Annotated in this window: 12 protein-coding genes; 9 read left to right on the forward strand and 3 right to left on the reverse strand. The window is 41.3% G+C overall.

Going from position 1 to position 16,779, the window contains the following annotated elements; genetic code table 11:
* Window positions 1-243 precede the first annotated feature (243 nt).
* The 5 genes from fadB to BCU84_RS16150 all read left to right on the forward strand — a co-directional run bounded on the left by fadB (window position 244) and on the right by BCU84_RS16150 (window position 8,029).
* Window positions 244-2,394 carry a fatty acid oxidation complex subunit alpha FadB gene (gene fadB / locus BCU84_RS16130; RefSeq protein ID WP_102529103.1) on the forward strand — a complete coding sequence of 717 codons (2,151 nt, stop codon included), beginning with the start codon at window positions 244-246 and terminating at the stop codon, window positions 2,392-2,394.
* 22 nt (window positions 2,395-2,416) lie between these two features.
* On the forward strand, window positions 2,417-3,586 hold the full coding sequence (gene fadA / locus BCU84_RS16135; RefSeq protein WP_102529104.1) for an acetyl-CoA C-acyltransferase FadA: 1,170 nt from the start codon (window positions 2,417-2,419) through the stop codon (window positions 3,584-3,586).
* Window positions 3,587-3,803: 217 nt separating this feature from the next.
* Window positions 3,804-4,049 carry a sulfurtransferase TusA gene (gene tusA / locus BCU84_RS16140; protein ID WP_102529105.1) on the forward strand — a complete coding sequence of 82 codons (246 nt, stop codon included), beginning with the start codon at window positions 3,804-3,806 and terminating at the stop codon, window positions 4,047-4,049.
* A 2-nt stretch (window positions 4,050-4,051) separates the two neighbouring features.
* Window positions 4,052-4,492: an MOSC domain-containing protein gene (locus BCU84_RS16145; protein WP_102529106.1), complete on the forward strand. Its 441-nt coding sequence runs from the start codon at window positions 4,052-4,054 to the stop codon at window positions 4,490-4,492.
* A gap of 348 nt (window positions 4,493-4,840) precedes the next feature.
* Window positions 4,841-8,029, forward strand: coding sequence for an amidohydrolase family protein (locus tag BCU84_RS16150; protein WP_102529107.1), 3,189 nt, complete (start codon window positions 4,841-4,843; stop codon window positions 8,027-8,029).
* 82 nt (window positions 8,030-8,111) lie between these two features.
* Here the strand turns inward: BCU84_RS16150 and BCU84_RS16155 are convergent, their stop codons facing one another.
* Window positions 8,112-8,672: a DNA-3-methyladenine glycosylase I gene (locus tag BCU84_RS16155; protein WP_102529108.1), complete on the reverse strand. Its 561-nt coding sequence runs from the start codon at window positions 8,670-8,672 to the stop codon at window positions 8,112-8,114.
* 120 nt (window positions 8,673-8,792) lie between these two features.
* On the opposite strand from BCU84_RS16155, the gene glyQ reads away from it, so the two are divergent.
* A complete protein-coding gene (gene glyQ, locus BCU84_RS16160) occupies window positions 8,793-9,698 on the forward strand; it encodes a glycine--tRNA ligase subunit alpha (RefSeq protein WP_102529109.1) in 906 nt (301 codons plus the stop codon).
* A gap of 9 nt (window positions 9,699-9,707) precedes the next feature.
* Window positions 9,708-11,777 (forward strand): glycine--tRNA ligase subunit beta, encoded by a 2,070-nt coding sequence (glyS, locus tag BCU84_RS16165; RefSeq protein WP_102529110.1) that lies wholly within the window; start codon window positions 9,708-9,710, stop codon window positions 11,775-11,777.
* A 99-nt stretch (window positions 11,778-11,876) separates the two neighbouring features.
* Here the strand turns inward: glyS and BCU84_RS16170 are convergent, their stop codons facing one another.
* A complete protein-coding gene (locus tag BCU84_RS16170) occupies window positions 11,877-12,779 on the reverse strand; it encodes an HDOD domain-containing protein (RefSeq protein WP_241906464.1) in 903 nt (300 codons plus the stop codon).
* Between the two features lie 504 nt (window positions 12,780-13,283).
* On the opposite strand from BCU84_RS16170, the gene BCU84_RS16175 reads away from it, so the two are divergent.
* Complete coding sequence (locus tag BCU84_RS16175) at window positions 13,284-13,814, forward strand: sigma-70 family RNA polymerase sigma factor (protein WP_102529111.1); 531 nt, start codon at window positions 13,284-13,286, stop codon at window positions 13,812-13,814.
* 2 nt (window positions 13,815-13,816) lie between these two features.
* Window positions 13,817-14,203 carry a DUF6768 family protein gene (locus BCU84_RS16180; protein WP_102529112.1) on the forward strand — a complete coding sequence of 129 codons (387 nt, stop codon included), beginning with the start codon at window positions 13,817-13,819 and terminating at the stop codon, window positions 14,201-14,203.
* A gap of 151 nt (window positions 14,204-14,354) precedes the next feature.
* Here the strand turns inward: BCU84_RS16180 and gyrB are convergent, their stop codons facing one another.
* Entirely contained in the window at window positions 14,355-16,772 is a 2,418-nt protein-coding gene (gene gyrB / locus BCU84_RS16185) for a DNA topoisomerase (ATP-hydrolyzing) subunit B (RefSeq protein WP_102529113.1), read from the reverse strand.
* Window positions 16,773-16,779 lie beyond the last annotated feature (7 nt).

Here is a 16,779-nt window from a genome sequence, read left to right on the forward strand (position 1 = left end):
TGTTATTTTTCTTGTTTAAGAACCTGTGAAGTGTATCACAAAGGACAAAAATGCCTCTAGCAGAGAAAAATTTAAACGGACGTTTAAATTGAGTGTTGTAATTTATCTCATTTCGTCGCACACTGTTTGGCAACTGGTCAAATGATGGCCGTCGCTGCTGTGATAAAAAGCTAGATATCAAAGCTAAATAACAACACAGTAATTGTGATGTAGAAGTCGCTTTTAGCAAAAAGGAAGCAAGCAATGATCTACCAAAGTCCTACAATTCAAGTAGAGTTATTAGAGGATAACATTGCCAAGTTGTGTTTCGATGCACCTGGTTCAGTGAACAAATTCGATAAAGAAACTCTCTCTTCATTAGATGCCGCTCTTGAGAGCATCAAACAAAACACAAGTATTCAAGGTTTATTAGTAACATCAGGTAAAAGTACCTTTATTGTTGGTGCAGATATTACTGAATTCTTAGGTTTGTTCGAACTTGACGATGCAACGCTATTAACTTGGGTTGAACAAGCTAGTGCGGTATTTGATAAACTTGAAGACTTACCTTTCCCAACAGCCTCTGCTGTTAACGGGTTTGCTCTTGGTGGTGGTTGTGAAGCCATTCTTGCAACTGATTTACGTATCGCAGATACCAATGCTCGTATTGGTTTACCAGAAACCAAATTAGGCTTAATTCCTGGTTTTGGTGGCACAGTTCGTTTACCTCGCATCATAGGTGCAGATAACGCACTTGAGTGGATAACCACAGGTAAAGACCAACGTCCAGAAGCGGCATTAAAAGTTGGCGCAATTGACGCTGTAGTGGCTCCAGAAAACCTTGAAGCAGCGGCACTGCAGATGCTTAAAGATGCCATAGCTGAAAAGCTAGATTGGCAATCTCGTCGTAACCGCAAGCTTAAGGCATTAACATTACCAAAGCTTGAAGCAATGATGTCATTCGCCACAGCTAAAGGCATGGTATTTAAAGTTGCAGGCAAACACTACCCAGCACCAATGATGGCTGTGAGTGTGATAGAACAAGCAGCAACACTTGACCGTGCAGAAGCCCTTAAAGTTGAAAACAAAGCTTTCATCAAATTGGCTAAAACCGACGTTGCAACCTCACTGATTGGTATTTTCTTAAATGACCAATTTGTAAAAGGTAAAGCGAAAAAAGCAGGTAAACTTGCTAAGAAAGTGAACAGTGCAGCCGTATTAGGCGCTGGTATCATGGGCGGTGGTATTGCTTACCAAAGCGCAAGTAAAGGCACACCGATTGTCATGAAAGACATCGCACAACCTGCATTAGATTTAGGCTTAGGCGAAGCAGCTAAGTTGCTAACGGCACAAGTTAAACGTGGTCGCTCTACTCCAGCTAAAATGGCTGCAGTATTAAACAACATCACACCAGCTTTAGATTACGCACCAGTAAAAGATGCTGACGTTATTGTTGAAGCAGTCGTTGAGCATCCAAAAGTGAAAGCATCTGTATTAGCTGAAGTTGAAGGCTATGTTGCTGATGATGCTATCATCGCGTCAAACACATCTACTATTTCCATTAACCTACTTGCTAAGAGCATGAAGAAACCTGAGCGTTTCTGTGGCATGCACTTCTTTAACCCTGTGCATAAAATGCCTTTGGTTGAAGTCATCCGCGGTGAAAACTCTTCTGAAGAAACGATTGCTTCAGTAGTGGCATACGCAAGCAAAATGGGCAAAACACCAATCGTTGTTAACGACTGTCCAGGTTTCTTTGTTAACCGAGTTTTATTCCCATACTTTGCAGGCTTCAGCGGTTTATTAGCCGACGGTGCTGACTTTGCTAAAGTAGATAAAGTGATGGAGAAGCAGTTCGGTTGGCCAATGGGCCCAGCTTATTTGCTTGATGTTGTTGGTCTAGATACAGGTCATCATGCACAAGCGGTAATGGCTGAAGGTTTCCCTGACCGCATGGGTAAAAATGGCAAAGATGCTATCGACATTATGTTTGAAAGCGAGCGCTTTGGTCAGAAAAACACTAAAGGTTTCTATGCTTACTCTGTTGACCGTCGTGGTAAGCCAAAGAAAGATTTAGACCCAACCAGTTACCAATTATTGGCTAAAGAGTTCGGTGAGCTAAAAGAGTTTGAAGCAGATGAGATCATCGCACGCTGTATGATCCCAATGGTTATCGAAACAGTTCGTTGTTTAGAAGAAGGCATTATTGCTTCTCCTGCTGAAGGCGATATGGGCCTAGTTTACGGTATTGGCTTCCCACCATTTAGAGGCGGTGTATTCCGTTACCTAGATACTATGGGTGTGGCTAACTTTGTCGCGATGGCAGACAAATTTGCCCACTTAGGTGGTCTATATCAAGTGACTGATGCAATGCGCGAGCTTGCAGCCACTAACGGCACATACTACCCAGCCTAATTAGCAGTAAAGGAATATCATCATGAAAAACGCTGTAATCGTAGACTGCATTCGTACTCCGATGGGCCGCTCTAAGGCTGGAGTATTTAGAAATGTACGTGCAGAAACCCTTTCTGCTGAACTAATGAAATCATTATTAAGCCGCAACAGTAAGCTTGATCCAAATGATATCGAAGATGTTATCTGGGGTTGTGTACAACAAACACTAGAGCAAGGTTTTAATATCGCCCGTAATGCTGCGCTATTAGCTGGCATTCCAAAAACAGCTGGTGCTGTTACGGTAAACCGTTTATGTGGTTCATCAATGGATGCACTTCATCAAGCAACGCGAGCCATTATGACAGGCCAAGGCGATACCTTTATCGTTGGTGGTGTTGAGCATATGGGCCATGTACCAATGAATCACGGTGTCGATTTCCATCCAGGCCTTGCAAGCAATGTTGCTAAAGCATCTGGCATGATGGGCTTAACCGCTGAAATGCTTGGCAAGATGCACGGTATCACTCGTGAACAACAAGATGCATTTGCAGTTCGTTCTCATCAACGTGCTCATGCTGCTACTGTTGAAGGTCGTTTTGATAACGAAATCGTACCTATTGAAGGTCATGACGCAAATGGTGCGTTAATTAAAGTGACTCATGATGAAGTGATTCGTCCAGAGACGTCACTTGAATCACTTTCTGGATTACGCCCAGCATTTGACCCAGCTAACGGTACAGTGACAGCTGGTACTTCATCAGCATTATCTGATGGCGCTTCGGCAATGTTAGTTATGGAAGAAGAAAAAGCCAAAGCATTAGGTTTACCTATCCGTGCTCGTATTCGTTCAATGGCTGTAGCCGGCTGTGATGCTGCAATCATGGGTTATGGCCCAGTGCCAGCAACAAAGAAAGCATTAGCTCGTGCAGGCTTAACTGTTGATGATATGGATGTGATTGAATTAAACGAAGCATTCGCAGCACAGTCTCTTCCATGCGTTAAGGATTTAGGCCTTACTGATGTGGTTGACGAAAAAGTTAACTTAAATGGCGGCGCAATTGCTCTTGGTCATCCACTAGGTTGTTCAGGAACGCGTATCTCAACAACGCTGATTAACTTAATGGAAGCTAAAGATGCAAAATATGGTCTAGCGACTATGTGTATTGGTTTAGGCCAAGGCATCGCAACAATTTTTGAGCGTGTTGATAGCTAATCACGATTCAATATAACGCTTAAGATTAAAAGCCGCACTCTTCTATAGGTGCGGCTTTTTTATTATAAAAGTGTCCCATCCTGATATATGTTTCACGTGGAACATCCTGTGTTAGTTCACGAAATACTAATAAAGCTATGTTTCAGCACTTGCAACAGACTTTAACCAGAGTAAAATTAGCGCAATTATTGTTAGCTAGTCGTATATAAGAGTTAGTATGAGCGAAATTTTTTCAACAGCAGAACATCATTTAGACGCCCTAGGTCTACGTTGTCCAGAGCCTGTAATGATGATCCGTAAAACTGTGCGTAAGATGGCTGAAGGTGAAACCTTACTTATTACTGCTGATGATCCTGCAACCACCCGTGATATCCCTAGCTTCTGTGAGTTCATGGATCACACCCTCATTGCCAGCGATACTCAGAAAACTCCATACAAATATATGATAAAAAAAGGACTTTAATCATGTCAGCACTAAAAGCTATTGCTTATAAAACAGCTAAAAAAGGCAAAATGAACCCTGTCTTTTGTGCCAATGTAAGTTTGCTTCGTGGTGTTGAAAATGATGTATTCGGTCGACCAGGCAAACGACAAGTTACTGTCATGTCAGTTGAGCAATGGCAAATAGCTTGTCAGGAAATTAATGCTGATTTAGATTGGCTAACAAGACGAGCTAATATTTTAATCGACGACTATCAGTTTAGCGCTGATGATGTCGGTAAAGTGATTTCAATTGGCGACGATGTTAGCTTAATTATCACTGGCGAAACCGACCCTTGTGCCAAAATGGAAATTGCACACCCAGGTCTTGAACAAGCATTACTACCCCAGTGGCGAGGCGGTGTTACCTGTAAAGTTGTCACAGAAGGGCTAATTCAAGTAGAGGATACAGTTCGTATTCGATAAGGTCATTTTATTAATAAAAGCTGATTAACAATAACACCGTTTAACAACACACTGGAGAAAAAAAGAAAACCCACACTTTTTTTAATCCAATCAGCATGCCCATTAATTATTCATCAAGCTAAAAACGACTCTTCAACGTCTAAACAATAAGCTAAACCATCAACACCCTTCTGTATTAATCCTCAATAATTCAAATCGCTTTTGTACTGTCATCATTTGAAACAGAAAAACTGTTTAGTTCTTGGTTAATTTATGCGATAAATATCATCAGTTTTACAACTCGCAAACAACACTCGATTAATAAAAGTATAACTCGACCTTATAACGATAATCATAAATGGACTGTGCATGTTTACCTCAAAAATAAAACCTCTCTACACTGCTATTGCGCTTAGCTTAGCGAGTGCTTCATTAGCTGTTAACGCAGCAGATGAAACCGAAAAATGGCAAGTGAATGCGCCAGCTAATGCGCCTTTAGAAAAACTACAAATTGATGTTACTGAAGGTACATGGATGAATGTCAGCGTTTCACCTGACGGCAAAACCATCGTATTTGACCTATTAGGCGATATTTATCAGATGCCTATTAGTGGCGGAGAAGCCAAAAAGCTCGCCTCAGGCATTGCTTGGCAAATGCAACCTGTCTATAGCCCTGATGGCAAACAAATCGCTTTTACATCGGATGAAGATGGCGGCGATAATATTTGGGTAATGAATGCTGATGGCAGTAACCAAAGAGCAGTCACCTCAGAAACATTCCGTTTATTAAACAGTCCTGCATGGAGTCCTGACTCACAATACCTTGTTGCACGTAAACACTTTACCGCCAGTCGCAGCTTAGGTGCTGGTGAAGTGTGGATGTATCACGTTGCGGGTGGCGAAGGTGTAAAACTAACAGAGCGCCCTAACGATCAAAAAGATTTAGGCGAACCCGCTTACTCTCCTGATGGCCGATATATTTACTTCAGCCAAGATGCTACGCCAGGTAAAACGTTCCATTACTCAAAAGATTCTGTAAAAGGAATTTATAAAATTAAACGCTACGATACTCAAACTGGTGATATCGAAGTCTTGATTGAAGGTACTGGCGGTGCAATCCGACCTACACCGAGTCCTGATGGCACTAAGCTCGCCTATATTAAACGTGATGGTTTCCAGTCGACATTGTATTTATTGGATTTAAAATCAGGTAAACACACTAAACTTTACGATAATCTTGATCGTGACATGCAAGAAACATGGGCTATCCATGGCGTATACCCAACCATGTCTTGGACTCAAGATAACGAAGAAATCGTATTTTGGGCAAAAGGTAAAATTAATAAACTCAATGTTGAAGACAAAGAAGTCAGTAATATTCCTTTTTCAGTCAAAACAGAGTTAGATGTTCAACCTTCTGTTCGTTTTACTCAAAATCTAGATCAAGATGAGTTTGATGTAAAAATGCTACGTATGGCACAGGTATCACCTAATGGTGAGAAAGTAGTATTCGAAGCATTGGGTAAGCTTTGGGTTCGTGATATTGAAGACGGAAAACGTAAACGCTTAACTCGTCTAGATGACGATGTTAATGAACTATTCCCGCAATGGTCACGTGATGGTAAGAACATTGTCTTCACGACTTGGAATGACCAGGACCAAGGCACTGTCAGTATTGTCAGTGCTAAAGGTGGCCGTAGCAAAGAGTTAACCAGTGAGCCAGGCAAGTACGTTGAACCTACCTTTTCTCCTGATGGTAAAACGGTTGTATACCGCAAAGCCAAAGGCGGCTATATGACGCCTCGAACTTGGTCACAAGAACCAGGTTTATATAAGGTAGATTTAAAGAAAAAGAACAACATCAAAATAACCGCTAGCGGTTACCAACCGCAATTTGGTGCTGACTCAACACGTGTATTCTTCATGGATTATGGCGAAACACCTGAATTATCTTCTATCAGTTTAGATGGATTTGAAAAGCGTACTCATTATACCAGCGAGCATGCAACGGAGTTCCGTGTATCACCTAACGGAGAACATTTAGCATTTTCTGAACGTTTCCGTGTATACGTTACGCCATTTGCTAAACATGGTGAAACAGTTCGAATTAGCCCTAAAGCAACTAACCTACCTGTAACTCAGTTAAGTGTACGCGCAGGTGAAAGTATTAGCTGGAACAATAAGAGTAACGAACTTTATTGGACCCTTGGCCCAGATCTATATCAAGCCGCTGTTGATACCCAATATGCTAAGACAGAAGATGAAGTTAAACCAAGCATTACTGCCATTGGCTTCAAAGAAAAAGCAGATGTTCCACGTGGAACAATCGCTTTTGTTGGCGGCAAAATCATTACTATGGAAAACGACCAAGTCATCGATAATGGTGTTGTCATCATTACAAACAACAAAATTGTTAGTGTCGGTGATGCCAACGTGACAATTCCTAAAGGTGCACAAGTTATCGATATTAATGGCAAAACATTAATGCCTGGTTTATTCGATGCTCACGCACATGGTGGACAAGCTGATGATGAAATTATTCCTCAGCAGAATTGGCAACTATACTCTGGCCTGTCATTAGGTGTTACAGCAATTCATGATCCATCAAATGATACCACTGAAATATTTGCAGCTTCAGAGCAGCAAAAAGCCGGTAACATTGTTGGCCCACGTATATTCTCGACCGGTACAATTTTATATGGTGCCAATGCTCCTGGTTATACGTCTCATGTTGACTCACTGGATGATGCCAAGTTCCATTTGGAGCGCTTAAAGAAAGTCGGTGCTTTTAGTGTCAAAAGTTATAACCAACCACGTCGTAACCAACGTCAGCAAGTTATCCAAGCTGCACGTGAACTTGAAATGATGGTTGTGCCTGAAGGCGGAAGCTTACTTCAACACAATTTATCAATGATTGCCGATGGTCATACGACAATCGAACATTCACTTCCTGCAGGTTCAATCTACAGTGATATCAAACAGTTCTGGAGCCAAACTGAAGTTGCTTACACGCCGACATTAGTTGTCGCTTATGGCGGTATTTCAGGAGAGCATTACTGGTATGACAAAACTGACGTATGGGCTCATCCTCGCTTAAGTATGTACGTACCAAGTGATATCTTGAATGCTCGCTCAATGCGCAGAACCAAAGCACCTGATGAACATTACAATCATTTCAATGTCGCCCGTGTCGCCAATGAATTAAATGAAATAGGTATTCATCCAAACATTGGTGCTCATGGTCAACGTGAGGGTTTAGCAGCACATTGGGAAATGTGGATGTTTGCCCAAGGCGGGATGAGCAATATGGATGTATTGAAAACAGCCACAATTAACCCAGCGAAAACCTTTGGAATGGATCATCAGATTGGTTCAATCAAAGAAGGAAAATTAGCTGATATCATTGTCATTGATGGTGATCCACTAGCGGACATCAGAGTAACTGATAAAGTGACTTATACCATGGCAAACGGCAAATTATACAATGCTGAATCCATGAACCAGTTAAATGGCGATGAAGTTAAGCGTAAACCATTTTTCTTTGAAACCACTAAATAGTAACTATCCAGCTACTAGATAACAAAAAGGGATGTTCCACGTGGAACATCCCTTTTTTATATAAAGATTATTGACCTAAAAATCACTTTCCATAACGAAAACAGTCTGTTGTATGGTCATTAATCATCCCTACCGCTTGCATAAATGCATAACAAATTGTCGGTCCAACAAAATTAAAACCGAGCTTTTTTAAGGCTTTAGACATGGCTTCAGATTCAGGTGTTTGCGCTGGCACTTCTGACATAGTCGCGAAGTGATTAATTTTCGGCTCACCTCCGACAAACTCCCACAGAAACTTTGAAAAGTCATTTCCTTGTTCCACAAAAGCCAAATAGGCTTTAGCATTTTTGATGATAGAATTCACTTTCAAACGGTTTCTAACTATCCCAGGGTTAAGTAATAACTCCTCTACTTTAGCATCGTCAAAAGTGGCAATGACTTTAGGATCGAAGTTAGCAAACAAGTCTTGGTAATTATGCTGCTTCTTTAAAATAGTTATCCAAGATAATCCAGCTTGTTGGCCATCAAGGCACAGCTTCTCAAATAACACGATGGGATCATAAACAGGCCTTCCCCAAACGTTATCATGATAATCGATATAAAGCGGGTCGTTACTCAACCAAGCACAGCGTTTCAGATCCATTTGTATAGCCCATTTAAATTTTTAATCTCTACGTTAAAAAATAACCTACATCTGTATTAATCTACAAGGTATAATCAAAACCATTTTCTATTTTTAGCCTCAACCAGTAGATAAGCGGACATGACGACGAAACACGACGTAAAGACATTCCAGGGCTTCATTATGACCCTGCAGGAATACTGGGCGCAGCAAGGTTGCGCAATCGTTCAACCATTGGACATGGAAGTGGGTGCAGGTACATTCCACCCGATGACATTTTTGCGTTCATTAGGCCCTGAGCCAATGAGCAGCGCATATGTGCAACCATGTCGCCGACCTACCGATGGCCGCTACGGTGAAAACCCTAACCGCCTACAACATTACTACCAATTCCAAGTAGTGCTTAAGCCTTCTCCAAGTAACATTCAAGAGTTATATCTTGGTTCTTTAGAAGCACTAGGTGTGGATATGGGCGTTCATGACGTGCGTTTTGTTGAAGATAACTGGGAGTCGCCAACCCTAGGTGCTTGGGGCTTAGGTTGGGAAGTTTGGTTAAACGGTATGGAAGTATCGCAATTTACCTATTTCCAACAAGTCGGTGGTATAGAGTGTAAGCCTGTCACTGGTGAAATCACCTATGGTCTAGAACGTCTTGCGATGTATATCCAAGAAGTTGACAGTGTTTATGATCTTGTCTGGACTGACGGCCCTATGGGCAAAGTGATGTACGGCGATATTTTCCATCAAAATGAAGTGGAGCAATCAACTTATAACTTCGAACACGCTGATGTTGAAGTGCTATTTAAGCAATTTGATGATTGTGAAAAAGCCTGCCAGAAATTATTAACCCTAGAAAAGCCTTTACCATTGCCTGCTTACGAGCAAGTAATGAAAGCCTCTCATGCATTTAACTTACTTGATGCGCGCCATGCAATTTCGGTTACAGAACGTCAACGCTATATTTTGCGTGTACGGACTATGGCAAAAGGTGTTGCTGAATCTTATTACCAAGCACGTGAAGCGCTTGGTTTCCCAATGTGTAAGTAGAGGTAGAATATGAACGTTGAAAACTTACTCATTGAAGTGGGTACAGAAGAATTACCACCAAAAGCATTACGTAAACTTGCAGAGTCATTTCTAGCAAACTTTACCGAAGAGTTAACTAAAGCAGAATTAGCTTTTTCAGATGCTACTTGGTATGCAGCGCCTCGCCGTCTGGCGATTCGTATTGAGCAACTCGCTGTCGCTCAAGCAGACAAAGTTGTTGAAAAACGTGGCCCTGCAGTTGCACAAGCATTTGATGCTGAAGGTAACCCAACAAAAGCCGCTATGGGCTGGGCTCGTGGTAACGGTATTACCGTTGAACAAGCTGACCGCCTTAAAACAGATAAAGGCGAATGGTTATTACATCAAGCAAAAGTGGTTGGTGTTGAAACTAAGTCACTTATTGCAACGATGGCGCAAAAGTCACTTGATAAGTTACCTATTCCTAAGCCTATGCGCTGGGGTAGCAATACTACACAGTTTATCCGTCCTGTTCACACCGTAACCATGTTATTAGGTGATGAGTTAGTTGCTGGTGAATTATTAGGTATTGAATCAGCACGCACGATCCGTGGCCATCGTTTCATGGGTGTTGATACCTTTGAACTAGACCATGCAGACAACTACTTAACCGAGTTAGAAACGCAAGGTAAAGTATTAGCTGACTACCAACGTCGTAAAGACATCATTAAAGTGAATGCTGAAATTGCAGCCAAACAAATCGGCGGCGTGGCAGAACTTGAAGATGAACTACTTGAAGAAGTCACAGCATTGGTTGAATGGCCGGTTGTGTTGACTGCAAGCTTCGAAGAAAAATTCTTAGATGTGCCAGCTGAAGCCTTGGTTTACACCATGAAAGGCGATCAGAAATACTTCCCAGTATTTGATAAATCGGGTCAGTTATTACCGAACTTTATCTTCGTCACCAATATTGAATCTAAAGATCCACAGCAGATTATTTCGGGTAACGAGAAAGTCGTTCGCCCTCGCCTTGCTGATGCTGAATTCTTCTTTGAAACTGACAAAAAACAGTCTTTAGAAACACGTTTATCCAGCTTAGAGTCTGTTGTTTTCCAAAAGCAATTAGGCACGATTAAAGCCCGCGTTGAACGTATTTCAGCTATGGCGAGTTTCATTGCCACCAGCATAGGTGCAAATAGCGAAGAAGCTGCGCGTGCAGGTTTATTGTCTAAGTCAGACTTGATGACCAATATGGTGATGGAATTTACCGACCTTCAAGGCACTATGGGCATGCATTATGCACGCTTAGACGGTGAAACTGATGCGATTGCTGTTGCCCTCGCTGAGCAATACAAACCTAAATTCTCTGGCGATACTGTGCCTACTGCACCTATCTCAATCTGTGTCGCATTAGCTGAAAAGCTTGATACTTTAGTGGGTATTTTTGGTATTGGCCAAGCACCAAAAGGCGCAGCTGATCCATTCGCACTTCGCCGTGCTGCTATCGGTATTTTGCGCCTTTGTTTAGAGAACAATTTACCGTTAGATTTAGTTGATTTGATTGCTAAAGCAAAAGAATTACACGGTGAAAACCTGACTAACGATAAAGTATCTGAGCAAGTACTTGAGTTCTTTATGGGCCGCTTCCGTTCTTGGTATCAAGATCAAGGTGTGGGTGTTGATGTTATTCTTGCGGTCTTAGCACGCAAACCGACTGCCCCTGCAGATTTTGAAAGTCGCATTAAAGCTGTGGCTCACTTCAGAACTTTAGAGCAAGCATCAGCGCTTGCTGCTGCCAATAAGCGTGTGTCTAATATCTTGGCTAAAGTTGAAGGTGAAATCCCATCTACTATTGATTCTGGACTTTTAGTTGAAAGTGCTGAAAAGGCATTAGCAGACAAATTAGCAGCGCTACAACCTCAGCTAGCGCCTTTATTTGCTGCCGCTAACTATCAAGAAGCACTAGCTTTACTAGCAAATCTACGTGAAAGCGTTGATACCTTCTTTGAAGATGTGATGGTAATGGCTGATGATGCAGCACTTAAGAATAACCGTTTAGCACTGTTAAATAGCTTACGTGAACAATTCTTACATGCTGCGGATATTTCATTACTTCAGTAATGAATATGTCGTATAAGCACTTATAAAAAAACGCGCCTTTCGGCGCGTTTTTTATTATTCATCAAGCATTAATCACGTCGAAGATAGATCGACTTATGACTATAAACTCAGCAACTTTTGATGCAGCACTTCAAACTGCTCGGCATCTATTTTCACTTGAGACAAAAGTTGTCCCTGCGCCTCAACAGTTAATTTATTCACCTGCTTTAGCATAGAACATTCACTGACAATATTGGCTCGCCATACCGCGATTGCTAATGGATCAGTAGGTTGATGAAGTGAGTTAGCCAATTGCGCTAATGGCTGTTCAAATTGAGCAGGTAACTGCCAATGTTTAACCAGCAACGCACTTAAGCTTAATGATTTAGTGGTCATGACTTGCTTAAACAACACTGAGCTAGGCTGTTCACCCGGTTCTGCTTGTCTAAAAGCTTCAATCATCATTTTAAAAATGGCAATTTTACCCACATCATGCAATAAACCGAGAAAAAAAGCTGTGTCACCATCCTCGTCAGCAAACGCCTTCGCAAGAAAGGCAACCTGCATAGAGTGGCGCCAAATTTCGGCACCAAAACGCCTGAAGTAAATAGGCTTAATATTTATCATTTCTTTCATCAAACTAGTACGTACAAACAACTGCAGCTGCTGCAAACCAATTTGAACCACAGCTTGCTGTAAGCTAGTAATCTCTTTGTCAGAACGTTTAAAGGCACTGGAATTACATAGTTTTAAAACCTCGATACTCAAAACAGGATCTTGTTCAATCATGCCGAGCAAATCTTTAGTATCAATATCTTCTTGAGCCAACTTTCTATCTAACTCAGATAAACGGCTTGGCAATTTAAGTACCTTCTCTGCAATCACTTTTGGCGAACTAAAAGCCTGCTCAATTTTAGATAGAACATTGCGCTCTAAACTATTGGCCATTGCGCCAGTGTCTTGATCGCTTACAGGAAACAATAAGCTGTAGAACAAAGCTGAAGAGTCGACAGCGATTGCTATCGTTGGCGCTGGCTGATTTGTAGACTGATGTGTCGCCGTTTTGCTAACCGCATGTGATGCGTTTACAGAAGACGTTTTAGATAAAAGACTGTTTTGCGAATTTAATGCGCTAGCAGCATTCACCTCTTTCTTAGAGCGAATATTAAATATCTTATTAAATAATGCTTTAACCACTTGTATGACCTAAGTAAAAGTAATAACCACTAAACCGAGAGTAATCCTTTACTGTGTTCTAGTATAAAGTATAGCGACCGCAAGGAATCAAGAACGTAACCACTTCACACATTTGGAAATATAAAAAGATATCTCCCAATAGTGTCTAAAAGTGAACGTAACATTATATCCAAACAAACAAATTTATTTTATCCCTTTAACGGATAATGATTTATAACCCTTTGCTTATATCATTACCTCTATGAGTCATCACAGTAAAAATAAATAATAAAAAACCGAACCATTCAATGTTGTCTCTCGTCTTTACTCTACATCTTGTTAAAACCTTACATGGAGTATCTATTTATCCGACAAGCACAAATAGAACTTTGGGTACTTGAAGCGCAAGCTGGAAATTTAAAAGCGTTTGATCAGCTCTATCAGCACTTTTATCCGCAAGTATTGTCGTTTGCATATAGAACAACCAGCAACAAAGGGCTAGCTCAGGATGCTGTTCAAGAGGCATGGCTAAAGCTTTCAACAACAATGACTAGAATAAATGATCCTGCAGCATTTAAGACTTGGTTATTTAAACTAACTCATTGGCAAGTTTTAGATATGGTCAAAAGCAATAAAAAGCATATGTATACCCCACTTGATGCAATAGGTGAGATAGCAGCAGAAACCAAAGCCGATACATCAGAGTTAGCACAAGCAATGAAGCATTTAAGCTTAATTGAGCATCAGGTTATTCATTTATTTTACTTAGAAGGCTTCAGTCTCAGTGAAATAAGTCACATTTTAAACATTGCTTCAGGCACAGTTAAATCAAGACTGTTTCGAGCCAGAGCAGCGTTAAAACAAGTATTAGATAAGGATTAATTATGAGTTTAGATGACAAAATACGTGAACAGCTTGAGCATGAAAATGAGTTATTAAAAGCCCAAATAAATCGAGACCCCAATTTGTGGAGTATGCTGGCAAGTGCCTATCAAGGTAGGCTAGGTGGCTGGATGATCATATCGACTATTGTTGCATTTGGTCTTTCTGCTCTGATGTTGTGGTGTGGCTATGAATTCTTTTTTGTAGAGTCATCAATGGCAACTAAACTGCAATGGGGAGTGGGCCTACTACTGAGTAGTATGATGCAAATAGCAATAAAAATGTGGACCTTTAATGAGATGAACCGCAGTGCAACCCAAAGAGAGATTAAAAAACTAGAAATTGCGATTCAGACATTGAGTCAGCAAATCACAGAAAAGCAGAAATAGATTTTGTGCAAGTAGCTGATTGTGCATGTGGTTGTGGTTGTGTATGTGTAAATGTATTGGGATGGGCATGCTTGAGTGTGACACTGAGATGTAGGCACAAAAAAGGGAAAGCAAAGCTTTCCCTTTTAATTTAAGACTTAACGAATAATTGTTACACGTCTAAGTTAGCTACGTTCAATGCGTTAGTTTCAATAAAGTCACGACGTGGCTCTACTTGATCACCCATTAACGTTGTAAATAGTTGATCAGCACCTACAGCATCTTCAATCGTCACACGCAACATACGACGTGTTTCAGGATCCATTGTAGTTTCCCACAATTGCTCAGGGTTCATCTCACCCAATCCTTTATAACGTTGGATATAAAGACCACGTTTAGCTTCGCTCATCGTCCATTCAAGCGCTTCTAAGAAAGTTTCTACTTCCTTCATACGCTCACCACGTTTGATGTAACCGCCTTCTTCAATCATACCGTCTAACGCTCTACCTAGCTTAGCAATAAGCGAGTAGTCGTTTGACTGGAAGAAGTCATAGCTGAACAAGTAATTAGTATCGATACCATGCTTACGAATCGTTAAGCTAGGCAGGTAAGCTTTACGCTCTGGATCTAATACCGGCTCAATGCTGTAAATCACACCATCAGACTCAAGTTCAATTAAGTCTGCCACGAATGCATCACACCACTGCTTCATTTGACCTTCATCAGATAGCATTTCATTGCTCACACCTGGATGATGGATCATACGATTAGTAATAGACTCAGGGTAACGTTTAGCTAAACGCTCAATGATTGCTTCAACTTCACGATATTGGCTCACTAAACGTTCTAAAGGTTCACCAGTCATACCTGGAGCGCCTTGAGTCGGATAAATATGAGTGCCATCCAACGCTTGAGTAGTTAAGTATTCAGTTAACGCTGGCTCATCTTTTAGATACTGCTCTTGCTTACCTTTTTTAACTTTAAACAAAGGAGGCTGTGCAATATAGATAAAGCCACGCTCAATTAGCTCAGGCATTTGACGGAAGAAGAAGGTCAATAGCAAGGTACGAATGTGCGAGCCATCGACGTCGGCATCGGTCATGATGATGATGTTATGGTAACGCGTTTTCTCTGGGTCGTAATCTTCACGGCCGATACCACAACCTAGTGCAGTAATTAACGTTGCCACTTCTTGCGAAGATAACATTTTATCAAAACGTGCTTTCTCAACGTTTAGAATTTTACCTTTAAGCGGAAGAATCGCTTGGTTTTTACGGTTACGTCCCTGCTTGGCTGATCCGCCAGCAGAGTCCCCTTCCACTATGTAGATTTCAGAAAGACCAGGGTCTTTCTCTTGGCAATCTGCAAGTTTACCTGGCAAACCACCTAAATCGAGTGCGCCTTTACGACGTGTCATTTCACGAGCTTTACGCGCTGCTTCACGAGCACGAGCGGCATCAACAATCTTACCCACAATCAATTTTGCATCGACAGGGTTTTCTAATAGGTAATCATTTAACTGCTCACCCATTGTTTGTTCTACAGCGCCTTTCACTTCACTTGAAACCAATTTATCTTTGGTTTGTGAACTGAACTTTGGATCTGGTACTTTTACAGAAACAACCGCAGTTAAACCTTCACGAGCATCATCACCCGTTGCGTTGGTTTTGCCTTTCTTATTGAAGCCTTCACGCTCCATGTAGTTATTTAAGTTACGTGTTAATGCACCACGGAAACCCGCTAAGTGAGTACCGCCATCACGTTGTGGAATGTTATTGGTAAAACAGAAAATACTTTCTTGATAACCATCATTCCACTGCATTGCGACTTCAACGGTAATGCCATCTTCACGTTCTTGAGTAAAGTGGAATACGTCTTTGTTGATTGGCGTCTTGTTACGGTTCAAGTAATCTACGAATGCGCTAATACCGCCGTCGTATTTAAAGAATTCATTACGCTCATCACGTTCGTCAACAAGGCGGATACCCACACCTGAGTTCAAGAATGATAATTCACGTACACGTTTGGCAAGAATATCAAAATGGAACAAGGTATCTGAGAAGGTTTCAGCACTTGGCCAAAAACGGATATGAGTCCCAGTCTTTTCAGTATCACCAACTGGTGCGATAGGCGCATCTGGAACACCCATAGTGTAGAACTGTTCATAAATATGACCATCACGACGAATGATCATTTGCAGTTTTTCAGATAATGCGTTGACTACTGAAACACCTACACCGTGCAAACCACCAGAAACTTTGTATGAGTTATCATCGAACTTACCACCAGCATGAAGTACGGTCATAATCACTTCTGCAGCTGAAACCCCTTCTTCTTCATGGATTGCAACTGGAACACCACGGCCATCATCTGTAACAGATACAGAACCATCAGCATGAATGGTGATAGTAATGTCATTACAGTGACCCGCTAAGGCTTCATCGATAGAGTTATCGACCACTTCGAATACCATGTGATGAAGACCCGTACCATCATCTGTATCGCCGATGTACATCCCTGGTCTCTTACGAACTGCATCAAGGCCTTTTAAAACCTTAATACTCGAAGAATCATAACTATTCTCTGACATATTTCTC

This window comes from Shewanella sp. 10N.286.51.B7 (assembly GCF_002873615.1).
GTDB classification, from domain to species: Bacteria; Pseudomonadota; Gammaproteobacteria; order Enterobacterales; family Shewanellaceae; genus Shewanella; species Shewanella electrodiphila.